An 11,737-nucleotide genomic window follows, 5' to 3' on the forward strand; every position below is an offset into this window, starting at 1 on the left:
AGCTGTTTGTAGGAGAGACTAGTCAAAGTAGTTTTTGATAGAAAATGAGATAGGTATAATTAGTTATTGCTAGTTGATGGTATCATGGTGGTTACAGCAGTATAAATGCAACTGAGATGACTCCTGATGATTCGGGAGATATCCGTAAAACTGTGTGGGAAAAAATCGCCAAAAGGATTTAACAAGTATCTTGTTTTTTATCTTTCTTCAGATTCAGGTATAGAGATTCTCAGAGTCATCTATGGTGAGCAAGATATAGAAGCAATCTTGGATGAAAAGTTGGGATAAAGTAATGGTAAATAGTATTAATAAGGTAAAGTAAAAAATGTCAAATAACGAAAATTTGAAAATCAAAACAAGAATTTTAAATCGTAAAACTGGTAAGATGACAATTAAAAGCCAGTCTTTGGAAAAACTTATTCCGCGTAATAGACCAGTTAGCCAAATTACATCTGAACAGCTTAATCAAATTAACAGAATTTATTCACTTGTCGGTGTTTTTGTAACTGACAGTTTTGAAAACTGGTTAAAATGTTTTACACTAGATGTCTTTCCAGAAACAGAAATTAAAGTTTGGGAAACCATCACTTTTGTCTTTATAAAATATGTAGAGCAGCATACCTTAAACTTTAAGCAGAAAAAAGATGTTCTACTGAAGCTTATTATTCTTTCATCCGGTGAAAGTCCAAAAGATAAATTATCAAAAGAGTTATTTTTATTTCAGGCAAAATTGGAAAAGGAAATTCTAGAAGAACGTTATCAAAATACAAAGTTAGGAGCAGAAGAAAGTCCTCACGAAAATTCAAGAAATATTAGTCCTTGGGATAAAATAGATTTTGTAAAATTAGCTTTTGTTTATCAGAAATATATAAAGCAACGTGACTTTAATTCAGAGGAAGAGGATGATATTTACGTAAGGTTAATGCACCTGATGGCTGGAGAAGAGCCAAAAGACGACCTTTCTAGAGAATTACTTCATGCTCTTGAAAATGAATTTGATCCGCAGAATATTACAGATGATAGAGAGCGAGTTGTATCTGTAGTTGTTCAACGCAAAGGACAAGCTAAGTTTCGTAGTGATCTACTAAAAGCCTATCAAGGAAAGTGTTCCATTACAGGATTTGACACAAAAAATGTTTTACAAGCTGCTCATATTATTCCCTATCTTGGTTATGAAACAAATCATCCTTCTAATGGAATTTTACTTCGAGCAGATATACACATACTTTTTGATAAACACTTACTATCTATAGATCCAAAAAGCTATGAAGTGGTAATCTCCCCTAGCTTATGTGGTACTGATTATCAAGGACTTAGCGGCAAAAAATTACTACTTCCTGAAAAAGACAGATTTAAACCTAATTTAATTGCATTAGAACAGCATTATCAAACTTTTTTACAAAAATGTGAGAAATAAAAAACCCCTCTCCACTTTTGGAAAGGGGTATCCAACAATTGTATTATTTTGAACTACTAAATCCTAGCCTTTGATTATTAATCCTCATCAGGTTCTAAATCTTCTTCTGTCAATTCTTGATGAGGAACAGCCGCAATAATTGCATCTATGACTTTACCTACTGGTAGTATCTCAATCCCAATCTCAGGGAATTTTGTCCCTTTAGGAACTATGGCTCTTTTAAATCCTAGTTTCGCGGCTTCTTTTAAGCGTAGTTCCATTTGGGAAACCGACCGCACTTGTCCCCCTAACCCTACTTCCCCAATTAAGACTGTACCAGGATCAACGATTCGATCGCGGAAACTGGCAACTATCGCTACTGCAATTCCTAAGTCTACCGCTGGTTCTTCTACATTTAATCCCCCCGCAGAAGCAACGTAAGAATCTAATTTGGACATAGGTATCCCTACACGCTTTTCTAAGACGGCGAGAATCTGCACTAAGCGATTATAATCTATGCCTGTACCCGCCCGACGAGGAGATGGGTAACTGGTAGGACTGACTAAAGCCTGTAATTCCACAACTATTGGTCTTGTTCCTTCACAAGCTACCACAATAGCCGTACCCGGAGCCGGATCATCACGATTGCCCAAAAACAGTTCGGAAGGGTTATCAACTTCCTTTAATCCTTGGGATACCATTTCAAATATACCAATTTCGTGGGTTGCTCCGAAACGGTTTTTTACAGTTCTTAATAATCTGTGGGAAGCAAAGCGATCGCCTTCAAAATATAATACGGTATCTACTAAATGTTCTAATACTTTGGGACCGGCGATCGCTCCTTCTTTGGTAACATGACCCACAATTAACATCGTAATATCTTCATGTTTTGCCACCTTCATCAAAGCTGCGGTACATTCCCTGACTTGAGCAACTGAACCCGGTGCTGATGTCAAAGCAGGAAAAAACACTGTTTGGATACTATCTATTACCGCTACATTTGGTTTTAGAGAATCTATTTCCCTCAGAATTTCTTCTAAATCCGTTTCTGGCAAAACATACAAATTTGCACCTATACTGTCAGGATCTATCGGTTTTTCCGGATCTTTGTTTTCAGGATCTTCCGTGACTAGCGTGGGTGGTTTTGACATTCCCAAACGAGAAGCACGCAATTTTACCTGTTGTCCAGATTCTTCTCCAGTCACATAGAGAATTCGGTATTTTTGCGCCAATTGGTTAGAAACTTGCAGTAGTAAAGTTGATTTACCGATACCAGGATCACCACCAATTAGCACCATCGAACCGGGAACAATTCCACCACCTAAAACTCGATCTAATTCCCCATAACCGGACTCCCAACGAGCAATTTGGCGATCGCTAATTTGGTCAAAAGTCAGAGAAGATCTGGCTTTAGCTGGTTTATTATGAGACTTACTATGACCTCCAGCTTGCCAATTTCCCACTCCAGACCGGCTAGGTATATCCCCGATAAAAGAACTAATATTTTGCTCAACTAAAGAATCGTAAGTGTCACAATTTGAACATTTTCCGAACCATTGAGAGAATTCCGCTGCACAACTACTACAGATATAAATGGTTTTTGGCTTTGCCATGCTTAAATTTTAGTTAATAATCTTAATTTTTCCTTAAATTTTGGAAAAAACGAACATCTAATAATAGTAATAGTTGGAAGCTCTTTCCAAATCAATTGAGAGCAATGATATCTTAATATTATGATATTTAAAATTAATCATCAAAAATTTTAGTTAAGGAGCATGACAAAACTTGGAAAGTCATAAAGAAAAAATCCTGGTAGTAGACGACGAAGCCAGCATTCGGCGGATTTTGGAAACACGCCTTTCCATGATTGGCTACGATGTAGTGACAGCAGGAGATGGTGAGGAAGCTTTAGAAATATTTCGCAAAGCTGAACCAGACCTAGTAGTTTTAGACGTAATGATGCCAAAACTAGATGGTTATGGCGTTTGTCAAGAATTACGCAAAGAATCCGATGTCCCCATTATTATGCTCACCGCTTTGGGAGATGTGGCAGATCGCATCACCGGCTTAGAATTGGGTGCGGATGATTATGTCGTTAAACCCTTTTCACCCAAAGAACTAGAAGCACGGATTCGTTCAGTCTTGCGACGGGTGGACAAAACAGGTGCAAATGGTATTCCTAGTTCTGGGGTGATTCATGTCAGCACCATCAAAATTGATACAAATAAGCGTCAAGTTTATAAGGGTGATGAGCGCATTCGCTTAACCGGTATGGAATTTAGCTTATTAGAATTGTTAGTCAGTCGTTCTGGTGAAGCTTTTTCCCGCTCAGAAATTTTGCAGGAAGTATGGGGATATACTCCTGAACGCCATGTAGATACTCGCGTTGTGGATGTACATATCTCTCGTTTACGGGCAAAATTAGAAGATGATCCCAGCAACCCTGAACTAATTCTCACCGCTAGAGGTACTGGTTATCTGTTCCAACGCATATTAGAACCAGGGGAAGAGTAAAGTATTGGTGATTGGTGATTGGTGATTGGTAATTGGTGATTGGTAATTGGGGAATATTATAGTTCTTCTTCTTCTTCTTCTTCCTCCTCCTGACTCCTGACTCCTGACTCCTGACTCGGTGACTCCTGACTCCTCACTCCTGACTCCTGACTCCTATTCCTAATGACCAAATCAGATCCTAATCGAGTTTTACGGCGTTTACCCTTAGTTGTTGGGGGTTTAGGTGCTGTGCTTTTGTTAATGAATCGGTTGTTAACACCGGAACTGACAAATTCCCAAGCACGAGGAGATGTGCTGGGGGTAATTTTGAGTGCGGTGTTAATTTTAACTGGTTTAATTTGGCAACAGGTACAGCCGCGCACACCGGAGACAGTAGAATTAATTGGGGAAGAGGGATTTTTTTTAGATCCAGAATTACCAGAAGCCGCGAAAATAGAATTAGCCTGGGCAACGCGGTTATTATTAACTAATACAGTGACGCGATCGCTCATAGTTTATTATCAAGGTAAAGTTTTATTACGTCGCGGTATTCTGGCTGCTAAATCGGAAGTAGTACCAGGAATAATTTTAAAAAAAGTATTAGAAACACAAAAGCCAATTTATTTAGTGGCTTTGTATGTCTATCCTGGTAAAATCGAATTTGACTATTTACCAGAAAACACACAAGGTGTAATTTGTCAACCAATTGGTCAAGAAGGGGTTTTAATTTTAGCAGCAAATGCTCCCCGCAGTTACACTAAACAAGATGAAAACTGGATTGCGGGAATTGCTGATAAATTAGCTGTTACTCTTGGTCATTCTCGTTCCTAGACTCTGGCTAGGAATGCTAACTTTGAGGCTCTGCCTCCCGTTACTAGCGGCAGAGCCGCGTGATGAACATTCCCAGTCGGAGACTGGGAACGAGATTAACGAGATTCTAAAAGTTATAAATTATGAATTATGCAAATTATTTATTTACTCTTAGTGGCTGTAATGTTCGTAGGGATTATCGGTGCTGTAGTTCCAGCTATCCCTGGAAGTAGTTTGATTTTAATATCTATTGTTATTTGGGGAATTGTCAGTAATTCCTTTGCAGCTATCAAAATTCCCCTGATTGTGACAATCATTGTTTTACTTCTGAGTACAGGAGTTGATTTCCTTGCTGGTTATATCGGAGCAAAACAAGCCGGTGCGAGTAAGTGGGGACAAATTGGCGCATTCGTGGGTTTATTACTGGGGTTTTTTGGATTATTACCAGCTTTACCTTTTGGTGGTCCATTATTAGGGATTTTATTTGGACCACTGTTAGGAGCAATTGTTGGTGAGTTTCTTTATCAACGTCAATTATGGCCTGCGGTAAAAGCTGGTATAGGAATTACTGTCGGTACAGTGGTGGGGAATTTGATTCAAGGTGTCTTAGCTATCAGCGCGGTTGTAGTATTTTTGTTGACAACTTGGCCGCAGGTATATGGTAGTTAACCTGAATAAGAACCGTCTATCCAAATACCGAATTAACTGTAGACTTAATTGAATTTCTAGCATCCTTTAAAGCCTGACTAAAAGGTTGCTTATTCTGCAAAAATACCCTCGCACAATTGCGTCCTGGCATACCGGAAATTGAGCCACCTGGATGTGTTCCTGCACCTGTTAAAAAGAGATTATCAATGGGGGTTTTATAATTAGCTAATTCGGGTAAAGGTCGAAAAAAGATCATTTGATCCATTGTCATATCAATATGATAATAATTCCCTTTGTATGCCCCTAATCTTTCTCCTAATTCTGCCGGACTTTCTACTCTTCTAGCGATAGTTGCTTTCTTCACATTGGGGGCGTAAGTTGCTAATTTGTCAATTACTCTATCTGCAACTTTGTTTTTCAATTCATCAGTCCAACCTGTCCCTTTTAAACCTGTACCTTTTGCATTAGCAATTTGATAAGGAGCAAAAAATTCAATCCATAAAGTATGTTTACCAGGTGGTGCTAAACTAGGGTCAAGGGCGCTAGGCATGACGAGATACATGGAGGGGTCAGAATCGGGAATTTCGCCAATTGTACATTTATTATGAGCCTGCTCAACATGATTCATAGAATCAGCAATGAGAATTGAACCAATGAGATATTCATCTTTATGATCATGATGAGAAAAATGCAAAGGTTCATCTAATGCTAAATCTATTTTCAGAATGGTTTCATTGTTATTGATAATGCGGCGTTCTAACCTTTCCCACAAATCAGGATCAACGGCATCAATATCACTTTTTTCTGTCATTTGTAAGAATAATCTTTGAGCATCAATATTAGAAATTACTCCCTGTTTTGCTCGATATTCTTTACCACCTGCTACCCTAACTCCTACCGCTTTACCATCATCAATTAAAATCTTTTCTACGTGCTGGTCTGTGAGAATTACCCCACCTTTACTCTTAACTAATTTCACCAAAGCTTGCACCAATGCACCTGTACCGCCGCGAGGTCTAGCCATTCCAGGATTATGACGCATAGCCATCATCATCACCCCAATTGCCAGATTTTTTTGAGAAGGTGGCGCACCTAATTCTGATGCTAATCTAGATAGGGGGGCTTTGAGAAATTCTTCATCAAACCATTCATTAAGAATATCTTCGGCGCTGTTTAACATTGTTCGCACAAAATCAAAACTTTTGGCGGGAGAACCAACTACAGAAAATAAATCTTTAACTTGTTGCAGATTGTAGTTACCAAAAATATCTATAATTGATTTGGGTGGGGCATTAAACATGGGAATCATGGCGTTAATTGCCCGTTGCCAATAATTTGTAAACTCGGCATATTTTTTAGCATCTCTTTCATTATAACGAGCAATTTCTGCACAGGTCTTTTCTAAGGATTTATGAGCTAAAAAATATTTACCGTCGGGGTGAGGACAAAATACAACTGGGTCACAATCTAGATATTCTAAGCCATATTTTGTCAGTTCTAATTCTTCTACTACTGGACCCAAATGAATAAATTCATGGTCAATGGCACACAAGTTAAATTTAAAACCTGGTGCTTTGTCTGGGATACATTCTTCTGTTGTGGCTGCACCACCGGGAACAGGACGTTTTTCTAGTAGAAGGACGCTATAACCTGCTTTGAGTAAATAAGCTGCACAAACTAAACCGTTGTGTCCAGCACCGATGATGATAACGTCGTATTCTTGCATATCTCTTATGACATAGAAACCTGGCTTTTTTATATTATTAATATTTACGGCAAATTGCAAGTAAATTAGGTAAAATTTTAGTGGAGATTAGTTACAATAATATAGCCATCCTATTTGAGTTGTTGTCGGAGAACGAACCACAGAGGCACAGAGAGCGCAGAGGTAGAGAAGGAAGAGATGTATGTTTACGGCAGGTTATACAAATACGTCTTATTTAGGATTACTATAGATCCCCAATTTATTCAATAAATCAGGGATCTTGTTTGAGAAATTATTGCTGTTAAACTGTGACTGTTTCTAAATTTACAGATTCTGGTTGACGAAGATTCTGAATTTCTAAATTTATGGGACCATTTGGACCTGTAACTAAACCCCGTCTTTGTGGTTTAATTTCATCGGTATTCACTAATTTCATTGACCATATTTTCAGAACTTTAGCTAATATTAATTTCATTTCCATTTGGGCAAATGCTAAACCGATACAACGTCTTGCACCACCACCAAAAGGTAGAAATTCATAGGGAGAAAACTGTTTTTCTAAAAAGCGTTCTGGGTTGAATTTTTCAGGTTGAGGATAAATATCTTCCCGTTGATGAGTTAAATAAATTGAACCCATAATAATTGTACCTGCTTCAAGTTGATAACCACAAAGAGAAATAGGTGTTTTTACTTTTCTGGGAAAAGTTAGCATTGCTATGGGATAAATCCTTAATGTTTCATTACAGACAGCAGTTAAATATGGCAATTTAAAGATAGTATTAGAATCAGGATTTTCTCCTAAACTATCCAATTTGACTAATAGCTTTTCTCGAACTTCCGGGAGTTTATGAATCCAGTAAAAAGCCCAAGAAATAGCTGTGGCTGTAGTTTCATGACCTGCGACTAATAAAGTCATCAATTCATCTCTTAATTCTGCATCAGTCATAGGTTGACCGTTTTCATCTTGAGCAGACATAAGTAAATTAAGAATATCTGTGCGATTAGGATCAAAATTTTCTCTTCTTTCTTGAATTTCCTGATAAATGAGTTGATCAGCTTTTTCCTGTTTCTTCATTTGTCTTTTCCAAATTTCAGAAATTCCTATGATTTCTTTCAATTTGGGAAGATAGAGAAAAGCAACTCTCCAAGGACTGCTACCCTGTTCTAAAATTTCACAAAGTAAATGTTTAAGTTTTTCTGCTCGTTCTCCTTCATAAATGCCAAAAACAGCTTCCATCATTACCTGAAGAGTGATATCTTGGGTAATGTTCCTAATATTAAAAGATTGATTTTTTGGTTGTTGATTAAAAACTTTTGTGGTAATATTCTCAATTAATTCTGCATAAGTTCGCATTCTTTCCCCGTGAAAAGGAGGCATAATTAATTGACGTTGACGTTGATGTGCTTTACCACTAAGACTAATGACAGAATTTTTGCCCAGTAAATATTGAAAAATACTGTTTAAATCTCCTGGTGCTTCCAAGTCTTTTTGATCATTACTTAACACCTGCTGCATTGCTTCAGGAGAATGAACAAATAACATTGGTGGTAAATTACTTTGCAATTTTAAAGTGAATAAATCACCATAAGTCTTGGCACATTCTGTCAAATAACTCATGGGTCTGAATATCCAGTTTAAAACTTGAATAGTAGCTGATACTTTTGGTCCTGGTAGTAGTTGCATAATTTTCTCCTATTTTGATTACACAATTAATTACAGAATAACTCAACTTCAACTATAAACCCTTGAGATTTGAATTTTCACAAGATTATCAAAAAAACTAGATGTGTAGGGGTTTAGCACTGCTAAACCCCTACGTATACTGATGTAATGACATGAAAGGAAAAACAAGTAATCATGTGAGATGAGTATTTAACCTACTTATGGTGATATTGCGAAAAAGCAATTAACTATTAGATCCTTAAAGATGTAAAATTTTGGTTATATTAAACCAGAAACTCAAGTTTTTCCGATTTTATTCAGGTACTCAACATGACAGTAATTACGACAAAGGCAGCTTCCGCAGTTCCAAATTTTTGTGAAGGGATACAATATTTTGGGGAAGCATTGCCAGATTTTGAAACTTATGGGGCAACACCAGCGATCGCATCTGGTAATATATCTATAACAGATGCCACAGATCCAACAGCAGTATATCAAACCTTACTGGCCGCTGATGCCCTGCGCTACTTAACTCTACAAATCACTGCTAGTAAAGCTTCTGGACATCCTGGCGGTTTTGCCAGCCAAGCGGAAGCTTATGCAGCTTTGGTCATGCTGGGACATAAAAACATTATCACGGAAGTGGGACATCACGCCCCCGGTTTCTATAGTGCCATGTTCCTAGACCGATCTTTGGAAGACATGGGCATTTCTACAGTACAACAATTGGGCGATCGCTTTCGAGAAAAGCATGGATTATTAGGACACCTTTCCGGCTACATTCCCGGCATTCTCGCACCGGCTGGACCCCTGGGACAAGGACAACATTTCGCCATGGCCGCTGCCCTCCTGCACCGTGATAAACTCTTCCCCTTCACCCTGGGAGACGGGGGACTGGGTGAACCCTATATCATGAGTGCAATGGCACATTTTAACACCGCCTACCCCACCGCTACCAACTTCTTGCCCGTATTAGTGTGGAACGGTTATAGCCAAGAACACCACAGCATGGTATCTTTGAAAACCAACGCAGAGATGATTGCCTATTGGCAAGGTAACGGTTTTGCCGAAGTCGTATTAGTCAATGCCAAAGATTTTGACGACCAAAACCAAGCAGGTGAATATGTTGATAGTACGGTATTTTCCTTTGCCAAGCGCCTAGAATTTACCAAAGCGGTATTAGTAGGTATGGATAAAGCTGCCCGTTCAGCACTCGGTGGTAAATTGACGGTATTTATTATCAAACAACTCAAAGGGGCAGGGGTTCACGCTTTAGGGGCAAAATCCCACAACCTCTATCCTCAAGATACTTTAACCGCGCCCCATATCGTCAGCGCATTACAAAAACGGGCATTATCAGCCCCAGCATGGCAAATTGTGCGGACAAATGCCGAACGGGCTGGAGGTGGTCCGGCTGCGAAAACAGTAGTCACAGAATTTGAATTACCCTTAGCAGAAATTGGCGAATTACCATTAGTAGAATATCAAGTTGGGGCAGTTCCTCAAGTTTCTACAACTGTCATGGGTAAGCTAGTGGGAGTAGTAGGAAATAAGGATAAAAACTTCCTTGTGACTAACGCCGATGGTAACGCTGCTTCAGGAATTGGTAATATTAATGAAGCATTAAAAATCATTCACCCCACCACAGATGATACCTATCATCAAGCCCCAGGAGGTCAAGTTTACGAACCTTTGAGCGAAGATGCTTGTGCAGGTTTAGCGGCTGGTTTATCCTTAATGGGGGCGAGAACTTTGTGGTGTTCCTATGAATCTTTTGCTATCAATGGTTTACCAATTTGGCAAACAGTCACCCAAGCAATGGCAGAATTACGCCGCAAAACACCCTCAACAATTACATTATTTACAGCGGGGGCATTGGAACAAGGACGCAACGGTTGGACTCACCAAAGACCAGAAATTGAAGCTTATTTTGCTTCTTTGATGAGAACCGGAAATGTCTTCCCATTATTTCCCCCAGATGCTAACAGTATTCAAGTCTGTTATAACTGGGCTTTGCAAACAAAAAATAAGGGCATTGTCATTACTGCTAGTAAGTCTCCTTTGCCAATTCGTAGCACTTTTGCCCAAACTGAAAAAGGCTTAATTGATGGTGCGGTGTTATTACATGAAGTGGCTGGTGGGAAGACTGTTGTATTTGCTGTAATTGGCGATTTGACTTTAATTCCTGTGTTTGAAGCGGCGGCTTTTTTAGAAACTGAAGGTATTGGTGTGAAGATTGTTTCTATTATCAATCCTCGTCGTTTATATCGTCCTCATGATACTGCTTGGGATACTTGTTCTGAACCTGATAACGGTTTTTTAAGTGATGCCGATTTTGAGCAATTGTTTGGTGGTGATGCCTTAATTGGTGTGACAGGTGGCGCTGCGGCGATGTTAGAACCTATCATGTTACGCAGTAATTCTAAACGTGATTCTTTCGCCTGGAAGCGTGGGGAAACTACGGCTAGTGCCGGTGAGTTGATGGCTTTTAATGGCTTGACTGCGGAAGCGTTGACTAAGCGGGCTATTGAGTTAGTGCATTAAGGATTTTTAACCGCAGATGTACGCAGATAAACGCGGATAATTTTGTGTTTTGTTAAGTACATTTGCGGTTTGCGATAGTATAATAATATGGAGTTTTTTGTTAGCTGATTGGTTAGCTATCTAGTAATTTTTTCTTTCTAGCATCAAATTCTTCTTGATTAATAAGACCCTTTTGTTTTAACTCTCCAAGTTTATTCAATTCCTCTGCTATGAACAAAGATGATGAACTTGATGGTATTTCTTTTCTTCTAAGTTCTCTGGCTCTTTTTTCTACTATTTCTTTAAATACAAAAAATTGGTTGTTTTGTTCCTCTCCTCTAAAAGTTATTACGTTTTCTTGAGCGTGCTTAATAGCAGGGGAAACGCATCTAATTTTTTTTGACAAAATGTAACTTCTATGAATAGATAAAAAGGGCAGTATTACCATGTTAATATCAAGCCAATAAATGAGTATGAAGAAAATTTGATGGTAAATTCG

At 38.6% G+C, this 11,737-nt stretch carries 9 protein-coding genes; 5 read left to right on the plus strand and 4 right to left on the minus strand.

The features are described from left to right. The first annotated feature begins 325 nt into the window (after positions 1-325). Positions 326-1,417 (plus strand): HNH endonuclease, encoded by a 1,092-nt coding sequence (locus FJR09_RS19385; protein WP_015079762.1) that lies wholly within the window; start codon positions 326-328, stop codon positions 1,415-1,417. Positions 1,418-1,494: 77 nt separating this feature from the next. Here FJR09_RS19385 and radA read toward each other — a convergent pair whose 3' ends face one another. Next, on the minus strand, positions 1,495-3,009 hold the full coding sequence (gene radA, locus FJR09_RS19390; protein ID WP_015079763.1) for a DNA repair protein RadA: 1,515 nt from the start codon (positions 3,007-3,009) through the stop codon (positions 1,495-1,497). Between the two features lie 172 nt (positions 3,010-3,181). Here radA and rpaB point away from each other — a divergent pair, with 172 nt between their 5' ends. From rpaB to FJR09_RS19405, 3 genes are all read left to right on the plus strand, one after another. Then, positions 3,182-3,910 carry a response regulator transcription factor RpaB gene (rpaB, locus tag FJR09_RS19395; protein ID WP_015079764.1) on the plus strand — a complete coding sequence of 243 codons (729 nt, stop codon included), beginning with the start codon at positions 3,182-3,184 and terminating at the stop codon, positions 3,908-3,910. Between the two features lie 162 nt (positions 3,911-4,072). Beyond that, positions 4,073-4,720 (plus strand): cofactor assembly of complex C subunit B, encoded by a 648-nt coding sequence (locus tag FJR09_RS19400; RefSeq protein WP_015079765.1) that lies wholly within the window; start codon positions 4,073-4,075, stop codon positions 4,718-4,720. A gap of 129 nt (positions 4,721-4,849) precedes the next feature. Next, positions 4,850-5,368, plus strand: coding sequence for a DUF456 domain-containing protein (locus tag FJR09_RS19405; protein WP_148765479.1), 519 nt, complete (start codon positions 4,850-4,852; stop codon positions 5,366-5,368). Between the two features lie 16 nt (positions 5,369-5,384). Here the strand turns inward: FJR09_RS19405 and crtO are convergent, their stop codons facing one another. Beyond that, positions 5,385-7,073: a beta-carotene ketolase CrtO gene (gene crtO / locus FJR09_RS19410; RefSeq protein ID WP_015079767.1), complete on the minus strand. Its 1,689-nt coding sequence runs from the start codon at positions 7,071-7,073 to the stop codon at positions 5,385-5,387. Positions 7,074-7,353: 280 nt separating this feature from the next. Then, a complete protein-coding gene (locus FJR09_RS19415; RefSeq protein WP_015079768.1) occupies positions 7,354-8,736 on the minus strand; it encodes a cytochrome P450 in 1,383 nt (460 codons plus the stop codon). 309 nt (positions 8,737-9,045) lie between these two features. On the opposite strand from FJR09_RS19415, the gene FJR09_RS19420 reads away from it, so the two are divergent. Beyond that, a complete protein-coding gene (locus FJR09_RS19420) occupies positions 9,046-11,259 on the plus strand; it encodes a phosphoketolase (RefSeq protein ID WP_168652999.1) in 2,214 nt (737 codons plus the stop codon). A gap of 112 nt (positions 11,260-11,371) precedes the next feature. Here FJR09_RS19420 and FJR09_RS19425 read toward each other — a convergent pair. Beyond that, the coding region (locus FJR09_RS19425) for an SHOCT domain-containing protein (RefSeq protein ID WP_217361134.1) at positions 11,372-11,737 on the minus strand (366 nt) is incomplete at its 5' end.

It is taken from the genome of Dolichospermum sp. UHCC 0406 (assembly GCF_009712025.1).
In the GTDB taxonomy this organism is placed as follows: domain Bacteria; phylum Cyanobacteriota; class Cyanobacteriia; order Cyanobacteriales; family Nostocaceae; genus Dolichospermum; species Dolichospermum lemmermannii.

Coding starts and splice junctions, on each gene's coding strand:
- FJR09_RS19385 (WP_015079762.1), top strand. CDS start 326: ATGTCAAATAACGAAAATTTGAAAATCAAAACAAGAATTTTAAATCGT.
- radA (WP_015079763.1), bottom strand. CDS start 3,009: ATGGCAAAGCCAAAAACCATTTATATCTGTAGTAGTTGTGCAGCGGAA.
- FJR09_RS19400 (WP_015079765.1), top strand. CDS start 4,073: ATGACCAAATCAGATCCTAATCGAGTTTTACGGCGTTTACCCTTAGTT.
- FJR09_RS19405 (WP_148765479.1), top strand. CDS start 4,850: ATGCAAATTATTTATTTACTCTTAGTGGCTGTAATGTTCGTAGGGATT.
- crtO (WP_015079767.1), bottom strand. CDS start 7,073: ATGCAAGAATACGACGTTATCATCATCGGTGCTGGACACAACGGTTTA.
- FJR09_RS19415 (WP_015079768.1), bottom strand. CDS start 8,736: ATGCAACTACTACCAGGACCAAAAGTATCAGCTACTATTCAAGTTTTA.
- FJR09_RS19420 (WP_168652999.1), top strand. CDS start 9,046: ATGACAGTAATTACGACAAAGGCAGCTTCCGCAGTTCCAAATTTTTGT.